The organism is Streptomyces sp. NPDC104371, assembly GCF_055583785.1.
The window spans coordinates 73,202-92,096 of record NZ_JBVJNF010000009.1; the positions used below are offsets into that span (position 1 = coordinate 73,202).

Here is an 18,895-nt window from a genome sequence, read left to right on the forward strand (position 1 = left end):
GCGGGTTGGTTATACGTAAAACTTCTTAAGGATGGGGTATGGCCGCCGGGTACCTGGAGATCCTCAGGGCGAGGCATGCGGCTCGTCTGCTGGTCGGGACGTTGGTGGGGCGGCTGCCGAACGCCATCGCGGCGATCGCGGTGGTGCTGTTCGTCCGGGCCGAGGGGGGCACCTACAGTCTCGCCGGGGCGCTGGCCGCGGTGTACGGGGTGGCCAATGCGGTGGGGCAGCCGTTGCTGGGCCGGCTGGTGGATCTGCACGGCCAGCCGCGGGTGCAGTTGCCCGCGGCGATCGTGTCCGCGCTGGCCATGACGGTGTTCGCGCTCTCGGGTGTCGAGCCGCCGGCCCTGGCGTACGGGGCGATGGTGGTCTCCGGGCTGTTCACGCCGCCGCTGGAGGGCGGTCTGCGGGCGCTGTGGCCGGATGTGCTGCGCCGGGAGGAGCAGGTGCACACGGCGTACGCGATGGACGCGGTGGCGCAGGAGGTGATGTTCACCCTCGGCCCGCTGCTGGTGACGGTGTGCGTGTCCTGGTGGTCGGCGCAGGCCGCGCTGATCGCGCTCAACGTCGTGGGGGTGCTCGGCGCGCTCGTCGTGGTGGTGTCGCCGCCGTCGCGGGCGTGGCGTTCGGCGCCGCGTGAGGCGCACTGGCTCGGTGCGTTGCGTTCGCCGGGGCTGCTCGTGCTGCTCGGTTCGTTCCTGTTCGTCGGGATCGCGCTCGGTTCGATCGAGGTGTCGGCGGTGGCGTACGCCGACGACCACGGCGGGAACGCGGTGTACGGCTGGCTGATGGCGGCGTTGGGGCTGGGCGCGCTGGCCGGTGGGTCGGTGTACGGGGCGCGGCGGTGGAGCGGTGTGCCGGAGCGGCGGTTGCAGGTGCTGGTGGGGCTGTTGGCGTTGTGTTATCTGCCGTTGACGCTGTTGCCGGGGGTGGTGGCGATGGTGTTGCTCACGGTGGTGGCGGGGGTGTTCCTGGCGCCGTGTATCGCGTGTGCGTTCATCATCGTGGACCGGCATGCGCCGAGCGGTACGGTCACGGAGGCGTTCTCCTGGTTGGTGACGACGTTCACGGTGGGGGCGTCGGTGGGGACGGGGCTGGCGGGGCCGGTGATCGAGCGGGGTGGCACGGTGTGGGGTTTCGCGGTGCCGGGTGCCGCGGGGGTTGTGGCGTTGGTGGTGTTGTTGGCCACGGGGCGGGTGCTGGTGGCTCCTGTGGCGGTGGGGGCGGTTGCGGCTTCCTCGGAAAATGGTCCGAACCGTGCTGTCGAACCCCGTTTCAGCTCGGGAGATCGGGCGTAATGTTCAGTCATGGACCGCCGCATTTTCGGGCTGGAGAACGAGTACGGCGTCACGTGCACGTTCAGGGGACAGCGCCGCCTGTCGCCTGACGAGGTGGCGCGGTACCTCTTCCGCCGTGTCGTGTCATGGGGCCGTAGCAGCAATGTGTTTCTGCGCAATGGCGCCCGTCTGTATCTCGATGTGGGTTCGCATCCTGAATACGCGACACCCGAGTGTGACAACGTGACGGAGCTTGTCACGCATGACAAGTCGGGTGAGCGCATTCTCGAGGGGCTGTTGGTCGACGCGGAGCGTCGGCTGCATGAGGAGGGGATCGCGGGAGACGTCTACCTCTTCAAGAACAACACGGATTCGGCGGGCAACTCCTACGGGTGTCACGAGAACTATCTGGTGGCTCGTCATGGGGAGTTCTCCCGGCTCGCGGACATCCTGATTCCGTTCCTGGTCACCCGGCAGTTGCTGTGTGGTGCGGGCAAGGTGCTCCAGACGCCGCGGGGTGCCGTCTACTGCGTCAGTCAGCGGGCGGAGCACATCTGGGAGGGCGTCAGTTCGGCGACGACGCGCTCCCGGCCGATCATCAACACGCGCGACGAGCCGCATGCGGACGCGGAGCGCTATCGCCGGCTGCATGTGATCGTGGGCGACTCGAACATGTCGGAGACGACGATGTTGCTCAAGGTCGGGGCGACCGATCTGGTGCTGCGGATGATCGAGGCGGGGACGGTGATGCGGGATCTGACGCTGGAGAACCCGATCCGGGCGATCCGCGAGGTCAGCCATGACATCACGGGCCGCCGCAAGGTGCGGCTGGCGAGCGGTCGTGAGGCCTCGGCGTTGGAGGTGCAGCGGGAGTACTTCGAGAAGGCGGTGGACTTCTGCGAGCGCCGGGGTATTCGTACCGGCACGGTGGAGCGGGTTCTGGAGTTGTGGGGTCGCACGTTGGAGGCGATCGAGTCCGAGGATCTGGACCGGGTGGCGACCGAGATCGACTGGGTGATGAAGTACAAGCTCATCGAGCGGTATCGGGCCAAGAACAACATGACGATGTCGCATCCGCGGGTCGCGCAGATAGATCTCGCTTACCACGACATTCATCGGCGTCGTGGGCTGTACTACCTGTTGGAGAAGAAGGGGCAGGCCGCTCGGATCTGCAACGATGTGAAGATCTTCGAGGGCAAGTCGGTTCCGCCGCAGACGACTCGGGCGCGGTTGCGTGGTGACTTCATTCGGCGTGCGCAGGAGCAGCGGCGTGATTTCACGGTCGACTGGGTGCATCTGAAGCTCAATGACCAGGCGCAGCGCACGGTGTTGTGCAAGGACCCGTTCCGTTCGGTGGACGACCGGGTGGAGAAGCTGATCGCGGGGATGTGAGGCAGGGGTTCGTGGCCTTCGTGGCCGGAACGCGTGGTGGGCGTCGCACGGTGGTGCGGCGCCCTTCGCGTGCCGGTTCGTTCGGGGGGTGGGTGGCGGTGGGGCTCCTGGTGAAGATGTAACCCTTGCGGGGATGTGAGAGTGTCGGTGTTGCCGCTGTGGCCCCAACACGACTAGCAGGAGCTTTTGACGTGAGCATCGAGAAGCCCGAGATCGACTTCCCGGGCGGCGAGCCCCCGGCCGACCTCGAGATCAAGGACATCTGGGAGGGGGACGGCCCGGTGGCCAAGGCGGGTGACACCGTCTCGGTTCACTACGTGGGTGTGGCGTTCTCCACGGGTGAGGAGTTCGACGCGTCCTGGAACCGGGGCACGCCGCTGCAGTTCCAGTTGGGTGTCGGTCAGGTCATCCAGGGCTGGGACAAGGGTGTGCAGGGCATGAAGGTGGGCGGCCGTCGTCAGCTCACCATTCCCGCGCACCTCGCCTACGGTGACCGTGGCGCGGGTGGTGGCCGGATCAAGCCGGGCGAGACGCTGATCTTCGTCTGCGATCTGGTCGCGGTCTGAGCGGTCCGCGAGGCCTGATCGGAGACGATCGTGTGGGGCCCATGCCCGGCCGGGCATGGGCCCTCGGCTTTTGCCACGACACCTGTGGGGGGTACGGTCATCGGTCGTAAGCACCATAGGGAAGGCGAAGGGCGTCGATGGCCATTGCCAAGGCCGAGCGGCTGATGAACCTGGCGCTGTGTCTGCTCGGGACGCGTCGGCCGCTCAGCAAGCGCGAGCTGCGCGAGTCCATCGAGGCCTATATGGAGGCCTTCGGGGCGGAGAAGGGTGCCGCCGCGTCCGATGACTCGTTCAATCGGATGTTCGAGCGGGACAAGGACGATCTGCGCGAGCTGGGTCTGGTCATCGAGACCGTGGAGAACCTGGACGGCGAGGTCGGCTATCTGGCGCGGCGTGACAGCAATCGTCTTCCGCCGATCACGTTGGACGCGGAGGAGGCGGCTGCTCTCGGGCTGGCCGCGAAGGTGTGGCAGCAGGCGCGGCTGGCGGGTGCCGCGAGTGGCGCGTTGCAGAAGCTGCGTGCGGCGGGGCTGCCGGAGGACGTCGATCCGTACGAGGCGCACGGTGCGCTGGAGCCGCGTATCCCGGTGCACGAGGTCGCGTTCGAGCCGTTGATGCTGGCGTGCCGGGACCGTCGTCCTGTCGTCTTCGACTATCGCAAGGCGACCGCCGCGCGACCTGAGCCGCGGCAGGTGGAGCCGTGGGCGCTGGAGTGCTGGCGTGGCCACTGGTATCTGGCGGGCTGGGACCGGGACCGGGGTGCCGAGCGGGTGTTCCGGCTCTCGCGGATCACCGGCCGGGTGCGGACGCGTCCGGGGAAGTTCACGGCGGAGGTGCCCGATGTGGTGACGGTCCGTGAGACCGTCGCGGGTTGGGCGGGTGAGGGCGCGGACCGTTCGGCGCGGATCCGGTTGCGTACGGGTGCGGGGTACCCCTTGCGGGCGAAGGCCACGGCCGTGCGGGAACGGGGCGACGGCTGGGACGAGTTGGAGATTCCGTACGGGCACGGCCTGGATGCCTGGCTGGTCGAGTTCGGGCCCGATGTGGTGGTGCTGGAGCCCGCGGAGCTGCGTGCCGACGTGGTGGACCGGCTGCGTGCCGTGGCCAAGGGCTGAGCGGGGAGAGGGACGACAGTGGCAGCTAGACCGGCCAGGCCGGCGAACGCCATCGATCAGACCCGGCGGATGCTGTCCTTGGTGACGTATCTGCGGGAGCGCCCCGGTGCGCGGGTGGAGGATGTGGCGCGGGCCTTCGGGATCAGTGAGGACGAGCTGGTCTCGGATCTCGATGTGCTGCCCATGTGCGGGACGAGCTTCCGCGGTGGGGATCTGCTGGACATCGACACCGATGGTGAGCACATCTGGTGGCACAACCCGGCCGCGCTGGGCGCGGACGCGGCCGAGCCGTTGCGGCTGGCGGCCGATGAGGCCACGGCGCTGCTGGTGGCGGCGCGGGCGGTGGCCACGCTGCCGGGGCTGCGGGAGGGCGACCGGCAGGCGCTGCTGCGGGCCACGGCGAAGGTGGAGACCGCTGCCGGGGAGGCGGCGGGTGCCAGCTCTCGTCTCTCGGTGAGCTTCGAGTCCGAGGGCGGTGTCTTCGCGGACGTCGACCGGGCGATCTCCGAGCGCCGTCGTCTGTGGATCCGCTACTACTCGCCGGCCCGTGACGAGGTGACGGAGCGGGAGATCGATCCGATCCGTCTGGTCAGCGTCGGGCACACGTATGTGGAGGCGTGGTGCCGCCGGTCCGAGGCGCGCCGTACGTTCCGGCTGGACCGGGTCGCCGAGATTCGGGTCCTTGAGGAGCCGTCGGCGCCGCCGGAGGTCGAGCTGCGGGATCTGTCCGAGGGGCTGGTCCAGCCCGCGGCGGAGGATCCCGAGGTGGTGGTCGAGGTGGGTCCGGCCGGGCGCTGGGTCGCCGAGTACTACCCGCATGACAGTGCGGACGAGCTGCCGGACGGTGGCTTGCGGATCACCTTGCGGACGCCTGATCCGGCTTCGCTGCGGCGGCTGGCGTTGCGGCTGGGCCGGGACGGGCGGATCGTCGCGCCGTGTGAGCTGGCCGACAGTGCCCGGCGTGCGGCGGCCGAGGCCTTGGCGGCGTACGAGGAGCTGGGGCCCGCGGAGTCCGAGGCCGGGCGGGAGCAGGGGCGGTGAGCGAGTCGGTGGCGGCCGGGGTGCAGGAGATGTCGGTGGCGACGGCGTTCGCCGGGATGCGCAATGTGGTCCCGGTGGTGTTCCGGGCGGGCTGTCCCGACTGCCGGGCCCGTTTCGAGCTGGGGGCGAGCGCGCTGCGGCTGGCCATCGGGGCGAGCAGCCGGACGACGTTCTACTCCTTCACGTGCCCCGAGTGCGGTGCCGTGGTGCGCAAGCCGGCCGGTGAGCGGATCGTGGAGCTGCTCACGGGCGGTGGGGTCAGGACGCTGCGGCTCCACTCGACCGTCTAACCTCGGGGCATGTTCTGGCCGATGTTCGCGGTTGCCGCGGGGTTCCTGGGTCTTGCTGTGCTCGGTGTGTTCGCCGTGCGGGTCTTCGTGGAGGCGCGGCGCCTCGGGGTGCAGGTCTCGGAGTCGGCCCGGCGGATCAACCGGGCCGCGGAGGATCTGGAGCGGGCGGCCGTGAGTACGGCCCGTTCGGTGGAATCGCTGTGAATGCGGGCGAACTGCCCGGTATGCCCCTCGGTTGCGTGATGTGCGGAACCTCGCCCTGTCATCTGCCCGAGCCTGCCAGGTACGCTTCTGGTCGCGGCCCGGAATGAAGGCGCGGTCCGCAGGGCAGCAGTTCGCGCGGGGATTGTCTCGCATTCATCCCTGGGCGTTACCATCGCTGCCAGCACGATGGCCAACACGATGGTCAGACAACCGTCCGATCGGTCAGACCTGGCCCGCCGCCCCGCCTCAGTGAGAAGGTGAAGACTTATGTTCCGCAACGCACTTGAGCCGTGGCACCTGGTGCTCCTGGTTCTGGTGATCGTCCTCGTGTTCGGCTCGAAGAAGCTTCCGGACATGGCTCGATCGCTCGGCAAGTCCGCGCGGATCCTCAAGAGCGAGGCCAAGGCGATGAAGGACGAGGCCAAGTCCGCCGCGTCCGCTCCGGCCGACGAGCAGGCGCAGGCCCAGCGCACGATCCAGGCCTCCCCGGGCGACGTGACCAGCTCCCGGCCGGTCAACGAGCAGACGGACAAGACCCAGCGCTGACGCGAGGACCCGGGGCATCTCCGGGCCGCTGCACGAGATGAGGATGTGGGTTGCCCAAGTCTGCCCGCAAGAAGGAGAGAGACCCCGAGGGGCGTATGCCGCTCGTGGATCATCTGCGTGAGCTGCGCAACCGGCTCGCGAAGGCCGTGCTGGCGATCCTCGTCGTCACGATCGTGGCCGCCTTCTTCTACCAGCACATCATCAACTTCATCACCAAGCCGCTGCTGGACGCGGTCGGCTGTGCGCAGTCCTTCGGGGAGCTGGCGAAGAAGAAGGAAGGGCACTGCGCGCACGTCACGGTCAGCGGCCTGCTGACGCCCTTCACTCTGGCGCTGAAGGCCTCGCTGACCGCGGGTGTGGTGGTGTCGGCACCGATCTGGCTGTACCAGCTCTGGGCGTTCGTCGCGCCGGGTCTGCACCGTAACGAGAAGAAGTACGCCTACGCGTTCGTCGCGGCCGGCTTCCCGCTCTTCCTCGGCGGCGGCTATCTCGCCTACAACGTGCTGCCCACCACGGCGAAGGTCATGATCGACCTCACGCCCCAGGGTGCGGAGAACCTGCTCGAGCTGGACAAGATCCTCGACCTGGTCACGCGCATGGTGGTGGTCTTCGGTCTCTCCTTCGAGATGCCGCTGCTGCTGATCATGCTCAACCTCACCGGGATCCTGTCCGGACGCCGCATGCTCGGCTGGTGGCGCGGCATGGTCGTCGGCATCGCCGCCTTCGCGGCCGTGGCGACGCCCGGCGCCGACCCGATGTCGATGCTGGCGCTGGCGGCGCCGATCTGGGCGCTGTTCTTCGTGGCGGTGGCCTTCTCGATGCTCAACGACCGCCGCCGGGCCCGGCGCGAGGCGCAGGGGCCGTCGGACGACGAGGCCTCCGAGCTGGACCTCACGCCCGAGGAGATCGGTGAGGTCGAGGCGGTGAGCGCGAGCCGCGCCTCCGAGCTGCCGCCGCCGGACCATGTGAACGGCTATGACGACGTGACCTGAGGGTCCGGGCCGTGAGGCCGTAGTGACAACGAGAGGTGGTCGTGTCCCCCAGGGGGCACGACCACCTCTCGTTCGCGTCCGGAGGGGTGCGGATAATGATCGTCCTGTTGTCAGTGCGGCCCGGTACGCTCGAAAGCACGATGACAGAGGACCTCTCACCGGCCGAGCGGTACGCGGCGGCGCGCAAGCGCGCTGTCGAGCAGGCCACCGCGCTCGCCCCCTTCCGCGAGATGTACGACTTCGGCCTCGACCCCTTCCAGATCGAGGCCTGCCAGGCACTCGAAGCGGGGAAGGGCGTACTGGTGGCCGCGCCCACCGGCTCCGGCAAGACGATCGTCGGCGAGTTCGCCGTCCACCTCGCCCTGCAGCAGGGCAAGAAGTGCTTCTACACGACGCCGATCAAGGCGCTGTCGAACCAGAAGTACTCCGACCTGTGCCGCCGTTACGGCGCCGCCAAGGTCGGCCTGCTCACCGGCGACAACAGCATCAACGCCGACGCCCCGGTGGTCGTGATGACCACCGAGGTCCTGCGCAACATGCTGTACGCGGGCTCCCAGACCCTCCTCGGCCTCGGCTATGTGGTCATGGACGAGGTGCACTACCTCTCCGACCGCTTCCGCGGCGCCGTCTGGGAGGAAGTGATCATCCATCTGCCCGCGTCGGTGACGCTGGTGTCCCTGTCGGCGACCGTGTCGAACGCGGAGGAGTTCGGCGACTGGCTCGACACCGTCCGCGGGGACACGGAGGTGATCGTCTCCGAGCACCGCCCCGTGCCGCTGTTCCAGCACGTCCTGGCCGGGCGCCGGATGTACGACCTCTTCGAGGAGGGCGAGGGCAGCCGCAAGGCGGTCAACCCCGACCTGACCCGGCTGGCGCGCATGGAGGCCAGCCGCCCCTCGTATCCGGACCGCAGACGGGGCCGCGCGATGCGCGAGGCAGACCGCGAGCGGGAGCGCCGCCAGCGCTCCCGGGTGTGGACGCCGGGCAGGCCCGAGGTCATCGAGCGGCTCGACGCCGAGGGCCTGCTGCCCGCGATCACGTTCATCTTCAGCCGGGCCGCCTGCGAGGCCGCCGTCCAGCAGTGCCTGTACGCGGGCCTGCGGCTCAACGACGAGGAGGCGCGGGACCGGGTGCGCGCCCTGGTCGAGGAGCGTACGGCCGCCATCCCCACCGAGGATCTGCACGTCCTCGGCTACTACGAGTGGCTGGAAGGCCTGGAGCGCGGCATCGCGGCCCACCACGCGGGCATGCTGCCCACGTTCAAGGAGGTCGTCGAGGAGCTGTTCGTCCGCGGCCTGGTGAAGGCCGTGTTCGCCACCGAGACCCTCGCGCTGGGCATCAACATGCCCGCCCGGTCGGTGGTGTTGGAGAAGCTCGTCAAGTGGAACGGCGAGCAGCACGCCGACATCACCCCCGGCGAGTACACCCAGTTGACCGGCCGCGCCGGCCGCCGCGGCATCGACGTCGAGGGTCATGCGGTCGTGCTGTGGCAGCGCGGTACGAACCCCGAGCATCTCGCGGGCCTCGCGGGCACGCGTACGTACCCGCTGCGCTCCAGCTTCAAGCCGTCGTACAACATGGCGGTCAACCTCGTGGAGCAGTTCGGGCGGCATCGCTCGCGTGAGCTGCTCGAGACCTCCTTCGCCCAGTTCCAGGCCGACAAGTCGGTCGTCGGGATCTCGCGGCAGGTCCAGCGCAACGAAGAGGGCCTCTCCGGCTACAAGGAGGCCATGACCTGCCACCTCGGCGACTTCGAGGAGTACGCCCGGCTGCGCCGCGAGCTGAAGGACCGCGAGACGGACCTGGCCCGCCAGGGTGCGGCGCAGCGCCGTGCCGAGGCCGCCGTCGCCCTGGAGAAGCTCAGAGCCGGTGATGTCATCCACGTCCCCACGGGCAAGTACGCGGGGCTGGCGCTCGTCCTCGACCCCGGGGTGCCCGCGGGCCGGGCGGGCGGTCACCGCGGCTTCGATCACCACGACGGCCCGCGCCCGCTGGTCCTGACCGCGGAGCGGCAGGTCAAGCGGCTGGCGTCGATCGACTTCCCGGTGCCCGTCGAGGCGCTGGAGCGGATGCGTATCCCCAAGTCGTTCAACCCGCGCTCGCCGCAGTCGCGCCGCGACCTCGCCTCCGCGCTGCGTACGAAGGCCGGGCACATCCCGCACGACCGGCATCGCAAGAAGCGGTCGGGGGCCGCCGACGACCGGGAGATCGCCCGGCTGCGTACGGCCCTGCGCGCCCACCCCTGTCATGGGTGCGACGACCGTGAGGACCACGCCCGTTGGTCCGAGCGCTACCACCGCCTGCTGCGGGACACCTCGCAGTTGGAGCGCCGTATCGAGGGCCGTACGAACACCATCGCCCGCACGTTCGACCGCATCGTGGCGCTGCTCACGGAGCTGGACTATCTGCGCGGCGACGAGGTGACGGAGCACGGCAAGCGGCTGGCGCGGTTGTACGGAGAGCTGGATCTGCTGGCCAGTGAATGCCTGCGCGAGGGCGTCTGGGAGGGCCTCGGTCCGGCCGAACTGGCCGCGTGCGCCTCGGCGTTGGTGTACGAGGCCCGGGTCGGCGACGACGCGATGGAGCCGAAGGTTCCCTCGGGCATGGCCAAGGCCTCGCTCCGCGAGATGGTGCGCATCTGGGGTCGGCTCGACGCCCTGGAGGAGGACTTCCGTATCCGGCAGACCGAGGGCGTGGGCCAGCGCGAGCCGGACCTGGGCTTCGCCTGGGCCGCGTACATGTGGGCCAGCGGCAAGGGTCTGGACGAGGTGCTGCGGGAGACGGAGATGCCGGCCGGTGACTTCGTCCGCTGGTGCAAGCAGATCATCGACGTCCTCGGCCAGATCGCTGCCGCCGCCCCCACCGAGGGGTCGACGGTCGCGAAGAGCGCCCGCAAGGCGGTCGACGGTCTGCTGCGCGGGGTGGTGGCCTACTCGTCGGTGGGCTGAGTCCCGCCGGGCCGGTGAGTGTCCTCACCGGCCCATGCGCCGTAGGCCGACCAGGCCGTGAGGGCGCGCCCGCTGGTGAAGCGGTGGGCGCGGCCCGTGACCGGGTCGGTGAACTCCAGTGCCCGCGCGAGCAGTTGGAGCGGGCGCCCGAAGTCACCGGCCGGTCCGGCGGCGGCCACCACCGGATAGAGCCGGTCGCCGAGGATCGGCAGCCCCAACGCGTTCATATGGACGCGCAGTTGATGGGTCTGCCCGGTGCGCGGGAGCAGCCGGTAGCGCCCGCGGCCCTCGTGGTGCGCGAGGAGTTCGATCCGGCTGACCGCGTTGGGCTCGCCCGCCACCTCGTGGGCCGTCAGGACCCCGCGCTCCTTCACGATCCGGCTGCGTACGGTGCGCGGCAGGGCCACCGCGGGGTCGTACGCGGCGATGGCCTCGTACTCCTTGGTGACCCGCTTGTCGCGGAACAGCGACTGGTAGGCGCCGCGTTCCTCGGGCCGTACGGTGAACAGCACGAGCCCGGCGGTGAGCCGGTCCAGCCGGTGGGCGGCGGTCAGCGACGGGATGCCGAGGTCGCGGCGGAGCCGGGCCAGGGCGGTCTCGGCGACATGGCTGCCGCGCGGGGTGGTGGCGAGGAAGTGCGGCTTGTCGGCGACGACGATGTGCTCGTCGCGGTACACCACCTCGACGGGGTAGGGCACGCGCTCCTCGGCGGGCAGTTCGCGATGGAACCAGACGTACAGGCCCGGTACGTACGCGGCGTCGCGCGTGAGGGGCCGCCCGTCGGCGCCGACGATCTGCCCGGCGTCGATCATCTGGTCGATCACCCCGTGTCCGGCCGCGAGCCGCGCCACGAGATGGTCGCGCACGGTGGCCCACCCCTCGGTGAACGGCAGCCGCACCCGCACGGGGTCGACCCCGTCGCGCTGCGGCAGGGGAGAGGGCGGGATACGGGGGCGTCGTCTCATGGGGCTCCAGCGTACGAGGCGGGCGGCGCGGGGCCGATATTCGGTTGCCCGGTGAACTGGACCGCCTGAGAGCATGCGCGGCATGCCTCTTCTGATCAGTGATGTCGTCACGCCCGGCACCCTTGCCCGGCAGCCGCAGCCCGTGATCCCCGCCGCGGGCGGTCTGGTGCTCCGCCCGTGGAAGGACGAGGACGCCCCGGCCGTCCATGAGGTGTTCCAGGACCCGCTGATGCGTCGGTGGCACCACTACACGACCGAGTCGGTGACGGAGGCCCTCGGCATGATCGAGAGCTGGCGGGCCGCCTGGGCGGGGGAGGACAACGCGTACTGGGCGGTCGCGGACGAGGGCACGGACCAGTTGTTCGGGCGCGCGGCCCTGCGCCATGTCGAACCGGCCGACGGGACCGCCGAAATCGCGTACTGGACCGCGTCCGCGGCGCGCGGCCGGGGGGTCGCCCCGCGTGCGGTGACGGCCCTGACCGGCTGGGCGTTCGAGAGCATCGGCTTCCACCGCCTGGAGCTGACGCACGCAGTGCACAACGAGGCGTCGTGCCGCGTCGCGGAGAAGACGGGCTTCGCGCTGGAGGGCACCAAGCGCAGCGCCCTCCTCCACCCCGACGGCTGGCATGACATGCACCTGCACGCGCGGATCGCCGTGTGAGGTGCGTCGTCGGCGGCGGCCGTCAGGGGCTACGCGGTGGGTGTGCCCTCCTGCTCCGCCTCCACGCGGGCGTTCCACTCGCGCTTCGAGGACTGCCAGCCGTCCTCGTTGTGGCCGAGGCGCCAGTAGCCGGAGATCGAGAGATGCTCGCGGGGGATCTGACGCTCGACGCGCAGCAGCCGTCGCAGGTCCTTGACGAAGCCGGCCTCGCCGTGGACGAACGCGTGCATCCTGCCCTCGGGGAACTCCAGGGCGCGGACCGCCTCCACCAGGGCCTCGCCGACCGGTCGGCCGCCGCGGTGCAGCCAGACGACCTCCGTGTCGGAGTCGATCTTCTGCTCCTCCGCGGCGGAGGCGACCTCGACGAAGGCGCGGGCCTCGGCACCGTCGGGCAGCGCCTCCAGGGCCGCCGCGATCGCGGGCAGCGCGCTCTCGTCCCCGGCGAGCAGATGCCAGTCGGCGGTCGGGTCCGGCGCGTAGGCGCCACCGGGGCCCATGAAGCGCACGGTCTCGTCGGGCCGTACGCGCACCGCCCACGGTCCGGCGAGGCCCTCGTCGCCATGGATCACGAAGTCCAGCGTCAGCTCGCGGTGGACGGGGTCGAAGGCACGCACCGTGTAGGTCCGGGTCGTCGGCCACTGCTCGCGCGGGAACTCCTCGCGGACGCGCTGGAGATCGAACGGCTCGGGGTAGGTGACGCCCGCGGCCGGGAACAGCAGCTTCACATAGTGGTCGGTGCAGGTCTCCGCCCGGAAGTCGGCCAGTCCCGCACCGCCGAGCACCACGCGCTGCATGTGCGGGGTCAGCCGCTCCGTGCGGATCACCTGCGCGGAGTGAGTCCTGCGTGCCCTGCCTGCCGGGCGCTCTGCCATGTCGACCTCCCAGATGTACATGGTGAGGTTTACCTAAGTTAGCAGCTTGATCCGGCCACGGCAGCCTGTTGACGACAGCATGACCGGCGGGTGGTCCACGCCGTCACACGGCCAGCGTGCTCAGCAGCCGCCGCAGCGATCCGCCCAGGCCCCAGCGGTCCCCCAGCGCCTCCAGCGCGGCCGGGTCGCGGGGGGTGCGCGGCAGCGCCGTATCGACATCCGGCAGAGGGACGTCGCGGGCGACCCGTACGACCTCGGGGGCGACACTTACATACGCGCGCGCCTCGTCGAGCCGCTTGCGCTGCGAAGGGGTGAGCCTGGCCGCGGGGTCGTCGACGGCGGCCATGATGCCCGCCAGGTCACCGAACTCGGCGAGCAGCTTCGCGGCCGTCTTCTCCCCGATGCCCGGCACGCCCGGCAGGCCGTCGCTCGGGTCACCGCGCAGCAGCGCCAGGTCCGCGTACCCCCGGCCGTCGACGCCGTACTTCTCGCGCAGCACCGCCTCGTCGGTGAGCCGGAGCGTGCCGACCCCCTTGAGCGGGTAGAGCACGCGCACCCCGCGGGCGTCGTCGACCAGTTGATACAGGTCGCGGTCGCCGGTGACGATGTCGACCGGGCCCGCGGCGCGCGCGGTGAACGTGCCGATCACGTCGTCCGCCTCGTAGCGCGCGACGCCCACGCGCGCGATGCCGAGCGCGTCCAGAACCTCCTCGATGACCGGGACCTGCGGCGTCAGGGTGTCCGGCACCTCTTCCTCGTCGGGGCCCGGCTCGTGCTCCTCGGCCACGCGGTGCGCCTTGTAGGTGGGGATCAGCTCGACGCGCCAGTGCGGGCGCCAGTCCGCGTCCATGCAGGCCACCAGGTCGTCCGGGCGGTGGTCGCGGACCAGGCGCTCGATGAACTCGAGCAGCCCGCGCACGGCGTTCACGGGGGTGCCGTCCGGGGCGCGGACGGAGTCCGGGACGCCGTAGTAGGCGCGGAAGTACAGCGAGGCGGTGTCGAGGAGCATCAGACGTCGGGTCACGCTTCGCATCATGCCGTACGGCACTGACAGCGGATCGGCCGCGCAGCGTAGTCAAGCCTGTGACCTGCGTGAAGTGCCTGTGAACTGGGCCACGGAAGGTTTGCCCTGCCCGACTCCGGGCAGGCGCGCCTCGAAGTGATGCCAGTTGCAATGTCAACCGTTTGCAGCGGCTCGGAGGCTTCCGATCGAGAGGTACCTGTGTCATCCAGGCTAGAAGCCGAACATCTGTACAAGGTGTTCGGCAGACGACAGAACGAGGCGGTGGAACGGCTCCGGAACGGAGCGGACCGGGAGGAACTGCGCGCTGACGGCACCACCGCCGCCGTGATCGACGCGTCCTTCACGGTGGAGCCAGGCCAGATCTTCGTCGTCATGGGCCTGTCCGGCTCGGGTAAGTCGACGCTGTTGCGCATGCTCAACGGTCTGCTGGAGCCGACCGCGGGGCACGTGCGCTTCGACGGCCAGGACCTCACCGAACTCGGCGCCGCCGAGCTGCGCGCGGTCCGGTCCCGGAAGATCAGCATGGTCTTCCAGCACTTCGCGCTCTTCCCGCACCGCAGCGTGCGCGAGAACGCCGCCTATGGCCTGGAAGTGCAGGGCGTGCCCCGCGCCGAGCGCGAGAAGCGCGCCGACGAGGCGCTCGCCCTGTGCGGCCTGGCCGGGTGGGAGAAGTCCTGGCCCGACGAGCTGTCCGGCGGTATGCAGCAGCGCGTCGGCCTCGCGCGGGCGCTGGCCACGGACGCCGACCTGCTGCTGATGGACGAGTCCTTCAGCGCGCTGGACCCGCTGATCCGCCGCGATATGCAGGACCAGCTTCTGGAGCTCCAGAAGACCCTGAAGAAGACGATCGTGTTCATCACGCACGACCTCAACGAGGCCATGCGTCTTGGCGACAGCATCGCGGTGATGCGTGACGGCCGCATCGTGCAGATCGGCAGCGCCGAGGACATCCTCATGCGCCCCGCCGACGACTACGTGGCCTCCTTCACCCAGGACGTCGACCGCTCGCGCGTGCTGACCGCGGGCGCCGTCATGGACACCGCCGTACGCGGCGACGAGGCGGACTGCGGCTGTGAGACCGCGACGCCCGGCACGCCGTTCGTGGAGCTGTGCGCGCTCAGCGCCCGCCTCACGCACCCGGTGGCAGTCCTCGACGAGCAGCGCGAACTGGTGGGCGTCGTACCCCGCCAGCGCGTCCTCGACTTCCTCGCCGACGGGGCCAGTGATGCCGTCCCCTGCGACGCCCCGCGTGACGGGCAGGTGATCGCCCATGCCTAGAGTTCCGTTCGGCGACTGGATCAACTCCGCGGTCGACTGGCTGACCAACCACATGGCCTGGCTGTTCGACCTCTGCAAGACCGTCTTCCAGGGCACCTACGACGGCATCGACACCGTTCTCCAGGCCCCGCAACCCCTGCTGCTCGCGGGCATCTTCGCGGTGATCGCGTTCTGGCTGCGCGGCACGTCCGCCGGTGTCCTCGCCTTCCTGGGCTTCGCGTTCATCGACTCCCTCGGGCTGTGGGAGAACGCGATGGTCACGCTCTCGCTCGTCCTGGTGGCGACGATCATCGCGCTGGTCATCTCCGTGCCCGTGGGCATCTGGGCGGCGCGCTCCAGCCGCGTGAGCGGAGTGGTCCGGCCGGTCCTCGACTTCATGCAGACGCTGCCCGCGATGATCTACCTCATCCCGGCGATCCTGTTCTTCGGCACCGGCGCCCCCGCGGGCATCGTGGCCACCTTGATCTTCGCCCTCGCACCCGGCGTCCGCATGACCGAGCTGGGCATCCGCCAGGTCGACAAGGAACTGGTCGAGGCCGCCGAGGCGTTCGGCACCACCCCGCGCAACACGCTGCTGCGCGTCCAGCTCCCGCTCGCCCTGCCCACCGTCATGGCCGGTGTCAACCAGGTCATCATGCTGGGTCTGTCCATGGCCGCGATCGCGGGCATGGTGGGCACCGGCGGCCTCGGCGGTGACGTGAACGAGGCCATCGGCCAGCTCGATGTGGGCCTCGGCTCCGAAGCCGGTATCGCCATCGTCATCCTGGCGATCTACCTGGACCGGATGACCAGCGCCCTCGGCACCCAGGTCTCCCCGCTCGGCCGTCGCGCCGCCGCCCGGCTGCGTGCCGCGCAGGGCCTGAAGATCTGGTCCTACCGCCCCCGGCCCGCCGTGGCCGTGATCGGTGTCGTCGTGCTCGCGCTCGTCGCGGGCGGCATGGGGGTCTTCGGCGGCACCAAGAACAGCGGCGACACCACCGCCGACGCGCAGAACGTCGGCCAGGGCAAGCGGATCAGCATCGGCTACATCCCGTGGGACGAGGGCGTCGCCTCCACCTTCCTCTGGAAGGAGATCCTGGAGCAGCGCGGCTACAAGGTCGACGCGAGGCAGTTCGACGCCGGGCCGCTCTACACCTCGCTCGCCCAGGGCGACATCGACTTCGAGACCGACTCCTGGCTGCCCATCACGCACGAGTCGTACTGGAAGAAGTGGGGGAGCCGACTGGACGACCTGGGCTCCTGGTACGGCCCGACGTCGCTGGAGCTGAGCGTGCCCTCGTACATGAAGGGCATCGACTCGCTGGAGGACCTCAAGGGCAAGGCCGGTCTGTTCGGCGGGAAGATCACCGGCATCGAGTCGAGCGCCGGTGAGATGGCCCTGCTCAAGAGCAAGGTCCTCAAGGCGTACGGCCTGGACAAGGAGTACAAGGTCGTCGACAGCTCCACGCCCGCGATGATGGCCGAGCTGAAGCGCGCCTACGCCAAGAAGAAGCCCGTCGTCGTGACGCTCTGGTCGCCGCACTGGGCGTACAGCGACTACGACCTGAAGAAGCTCAAGGACCCCAAGGGTGCCTGGGGCAAGGGCGACGGCGTGCACACGCTCGCCCGCAAGGGGTTCGCGAAGGACAACCCCGTGGTCGGCAAGTGGCTGAAGGACTTCCGGCTGGAGGAGCAGCAGCTCACCGGCCTGGAGGCGGAGATCAACAAGGCGGGCAAGGGCCATCAGCAGGAGGCCGTGCGCGCCTGGCTGGCCAAGAACCCCGGCCTCGTCGACAAGCTCGCCCCGGTCCAGAAGAGTGCCGCCACTCCGGCCGAGGCCAAGCGCGCGGTGAACGTCGCCTGGTTCCCCTGGGACGAGGACGTCGCCGTCACCTACCTGTGGAAGAACGTCCTGGAGCGGCGCGGCTACAAGCTGAACCTGAAGCAGATGGACGTCGGCCCCGTCTACACGGGCCTGGCCGGTGGTGACCTCGACCTCAACTTCGACGCGTGGCTGCCGTACGCGCAGAAGAACTACTGGGACAAGAGCAAGGCCCACCTCAAGGACCTGGGGACCTGGTACCAGCCGACCTCGCTGGAGGTCGCGGTCCCCTCGTACGTGAAGGACGTCAAGTCCCTGGCGGACCTCAAGGGCAAGGCGAAGACCTTCGGCGGCCGGATCATCGGCATCGAGCCGGGCACCGGGGAGATGACCCTGCTCAAGGACAAGGTCCTGCCCGGCTACGGCCTGGACAAGGAGTACAAGGTCGTCGACGGCTCCACGCCCGCGATGCTGGCCGAGCTGAAGCGCGCCTACGCCAAGAAGAAGCCCGTCGCCGTCGTGCTGTGGTCGCCGCACTGGGCCTACAGCGAGTACCAGCTCACCAAGCTGAAGGACGACAAGAAGCTCTTCGGCGAGGGCAACACGATCCGCACCATCTCCAGCAGCGCCTTCCCGGAGCGGTACCCGCAGCTCACCGAGTGGATCAAGAACTTCACGATGAGCGAGAAGGAGCTGGGCAGCCTGGAGGCCGAGATCAAGAAGCGGGGGCACGGCCATGAGGAGGACGCCGTGGCCGCCTGGCTGGAGGAGCACCCGGACATGGTGGAGCGGATGACTCCGCAGTAGCCGCCGCGCCGCTGGTCACGGGACGGATCCGGTCAACCCCGTCCGTGCCGCGGCCACCCCCTTCCGCGCACCCTGCCGACGCCGTACCGAATGCTTGTTCGGTACAGGTCGTCGGCAGGGTGCGCTGCTCCGGGGGTGTGCCCGCCCCCGCCCCTGGGTACCGGGACGCCGACGGGAGGCCCTGAGGGACCTGCCGCCGCGCGCTGCCGCGAGAGCCCGCCCCGGACCTCACACGGCAGCACTGACCAGCCCTTTCGCCAGCGACGGGGACGGTACTCAAGGGACGGCGGGGCGACTTGTCCGGTGGCGCGAATAGTGACCTCCGCCACTCTGGTACGGGGCGGTGATGTGACGGGCCCATGAAACGGTTTGCCGAACATGCGTAGGGTGCAGAGAGCGCACCTTGGACCGACGAGGACGGGAGGGAGCGGGAGCGATGGGCGACCACAAGGAGCAGCCCCTTCGGGTCGGCGCGGCCATCCGGCGCCGCCGCCGGGCACTGGAGCTCACCCTCGCCGTCGTGTCCGAGCGCAGCGGACTGTCGGTCCCCTTCCTGAGCCAGGTCGAGAACGAGCGGGCGCGCCCCAGCAAGCCCTCCCTGGAGCGGATCGCCGACGCCCTCGGCACCACCGCCCCCGATCTGCTCGCCGCGGCCGACCCGGCGTGCAGTGTGGACGTCCTGCGCGCCGACGACGAGGCGCTCGAACCGGGACAGGCGCGGCTGCGCCCGCTGGTGCGCGGACACCATCAACTGCACGCGATGGAGTTCATCGGGGATCACGACGAGCGGCGTGAATTCCAGCACCGCAACGACGAGTTGATGTACGTCGTCGAGGGCGCCGTCGAGGTCGAGGCGGAGGGCCGCGCGCATCGGCTGGGGCGCGGCGACACGCTGTACCTCAGCGGGGGAGTGCGGCACCGCTGGCGGGCGACCGTGCCGGACACCCGCGTGATCGTGGTCGCGGTCGCCGACCACATCGAGGCGATCGAGGACCGCCCGCGCCGCCGCTGACCCGGTGGGCCGCCGGTGACCCGATCGGGGGAGCGGTGACGAAGTATCCGCGTACGTGTCCGCCCGCGCCCGCGTCCCGTATCCGCGCCTGCATCCCGTATCCG

The 18,895-nt window shown here is 69.9% G+C and carries 17 protein-coding genes; 14 read left to right on the plus strand and 3 right to left on the minus strand.

From position 1 onward, the window contains the following. Positions 1 to 38 precede the first annotated feature (38 nt). The 10 genes from ACZ60T_RS25490 (at position 39) to ACZ60T_RS25535 (ending at position 10,371) form a co-directional block, all read left to right on the plus strand. Positions 39 to 1,298 carry an MFS transporter gene (locus tag ACZ60T_RS25490; protein WP_365634614.1) on the plus strand — a complete coding sequence of 420 codons (1,260 nt, stop codon included), beginning with the start codon at positions 39 to 41 and terminating at the stop codon, positions 1,296 to 1,298. A 9-nt stretch (positions 1,299 to 1,307) separates the two neighbouring features. Next, on the plus strand, positions 1,308 to 2,669 hold the full coding sequence (pafA, locus tag ACZ60T_RS25495) for a Pup--protein ligase (RefSeq protein WP_365634617.1): 1,362 nt from the start codon (positions 1,308 to 1,310) through the stop codon (positions 2,667 to 2,669). Between the two features lie 191 nt (positions 2,670 to 2,860). Next, positions 2,861 to 3,235: an FKBP-type peptidyl-prolyl cis-trans isomerase gene (locus ACZ60T_RS25500; RefSeq protein WP_252423785.1), complete on the plus strand. Its 375-nt coding sequence runs from the start codon at positions 2,861 to 2,863 to the stop codon at positions 3,233 to 3,235. A 137-nt stretch (positions 3,236 to 3,372) separates the two neighbouring features. Continuing rightward, positions 3,373 to 4,350, plus strand: a complete 978-nt coding sequence (locus ACZ60T_RS25505) for a helix-turn-helix transcriptional regulator (protein ID WP_469668012.1) — start codon at positions 3,373 to 3,375, stop codon at positions 4,348 to 4,350. 18 nt (positions 4,351 to 4,368) lie between these two features. After that, positions 4,369 to 5,391 carry a helix-turn-helix transcriptional regulator gene (locus ACZ60T_RS25510; RefSeq protein ID WP_365634625.1) on the plus strand — a complete coding sequence of 341 codons (1,023 nt, stop codon included), beginning with the start codon at positions 4,369 to 4,371 and terminating at the stop codon, positions 5,389 to 5,391. After that, positions 5,388 to 5,681: a phage terminase large subunit family protein gene (locus tag ACZ60T_RS25515; protein ID WP_252423779.1), complete on the plus strand. Its 294-nt coding sequence runs from the start codon at positions 5,388 to 5,390 to the stop codon at positions 5,679 to 5,681. Before ACZ60T_RS25510 ends, ACZ60T_RS25515 begins: the two co-directional genes overlap by 4 nt. A 9-nt stretch (positions 5,682 to 5,690) precedes the next feature. Beyond that, positions 5,691 to 5,885, plus strand: a complete 195-nt coding sequence (locus tag ACZ60T_RS25520; protein ID WP_365634630.1) for a hypothetical protein — start codon at positions 5,691 to 5,693, stop codon at positions 5,883 to 5,885. A 267-nt stretch (positions 5,886 to 6,152) separates the two neighbouring features. Further along, positions 6,153 to 6,431, plus strand: a complete 279-nt coding sequence (tatA, locus tag ACZ60T_RS25525; protein ID WP_252423775.1) for a Sec-independent protein translocase subunit TatA — start codon at positions 6,153 to 6,155, stop codon at positions 6,429 to 6,431. A 50-nt stretch (positions 6,432 to 6,481) separates the two neighbouring features. Next, positions 6,482 to 7,423, plus strand: a complete 942-nt coding sequence (tatC, locus tag ACZ60T_RS25530) for a twin-arginine translocase subunit TatC (protein ID WP_365634634.1) — start codon at positions 6,482 to 6,484, stop codon at positions 7,421 to 7,423. Positions 7,424 to 7,518: 95 nt separating this feature from the next. After that, positions 7,519 to 10,371: a DEAD/DEAH box helicase gene (locus ACZ60T_RS25535; protein WP_365634637.1), complete on the plus strand. Its 2,853-nt coding sequence runs from the start codon at positions 7,519 to 7,521 to the stop codon at positions 10,369 to 10,371. On the opposite strand, the gene ACZ60T_RS25540 is transcribed toward ACZ60T_RS25535, so the two are convergent. Beyond that, positions 10,353 to 11,336, minus strand: a complete 984-nt coding sequence (locus ACZ60T_RS25540) for an RluA family pseudouridine synthase (RefSeq protein WP_469668014.1) — start codon at positions 11,334 to 11,336, stop codon at positions 10,353 to 10,355. The genes ACZ60T_RS25535 and ACZ60T_RS25540 overlap by 19 nt on opposite strands. 82 nt (positions 11,337 to 11,418) lie before the next feature. On the opposite strand from ACZ60T_RS25540, the gene ACZ60T_RS25545 reads away from it, so the two are divergent. Further along, positions 11,419 to 11,997 carry a GNAT family N-acetyltransferase gene (locus ACZ60T_RS25545; protein WP_469668016.1) on the plus strand — a complete coding sequence of 193 codons (579 nt, stop codon included), beginning with the start codon at positions 11,419 to 11,421 and terminating at the stop codon, positions 11,995 to 11,997. 29 nt (positions 11,998 to 12,026) lie between these two features. Here ACZ60T_RS25545 and ACZ60T_RS25550 read toward each other — a convergent pair whose 3' ends face one another. Both ACZ60T_RS25550 and ACZ60T_RS25555 read right to left on the minus strand, forming a co-directional pair. After that, a complete protein-coding gene (locus tag ACZ60T_RS25550; protein WP_469668017.1) occupies positions 12,027 to 12,869 on the minus strand; it encodes a siderophore-interacting protein in 843 nt (280 codons plus the stop codon). 103 nt (positions 12,870 to 12,972) lie between these two features. Then, the gene (locus ACZ60T_RS25555; RefSeq protein ID WP_469668134.1) at positions 12,973 to 13,902 is read right to left on the minus strand and encodes a 5'-3' exonuclease; all 930 of its coding nucleotides are present in this window, start codon (positions 13,900 to 13,902) and stop codon (positions 12,973 to 12,975) included. A gap of 189 nt (positions 13,903 to 14,091) precedes the next feature. Between ACZ60T_RS25555 and ACZ60T_RS25560 the strand changes: the two genes are divergently transcribed. From ACZ60T_RS25560 to ACZ60T_RS25570, 3 genes are all read left to right on the plus strand, one after another. Next, complete coding sequence (locus ACZ60T_RS25560) at positions 14,092 to 15,171, plus strand: quaternary amine ABC transporter ATP-binding protein (protein WP_365634652.1); 1,080 nt, start codon at positions 14,092 to 14,094, stop codon at positions 15,169 to 15,171. Beyond that, complete coding sequence (locus tag ACZ60T_RS25565; protein ID WP_469668018.1) at positions 15,164 to 17,779, plus strand: ABC transporter permease/substrate binding protein; 2,616 nt, start codon at positions 15,164 to 15,166, stop codon at positions 17,777 to 17,779. Before ACZ60T_RS25560 ends, ACZ60T_RS25565 begins: the two co-directional genes overlap by 8 nt. A 436-nt stretch (positions 17,780 to 18,215) precedes the next feature. Continuing rightward, positions 18,216 to 18,791, plus strand: a complete 576-nt coding sequence (locus ACZ60T_RS25570; RefSeq protein ID WP_469668019.1) for a helix-turn-helix domain-containing protein — start codon at positions 18,216 to 18,218, stop codon at positions 18,789 to 18,791. Positions 18,792 to 18,895 lie beyond the last annotated feature (104 nt).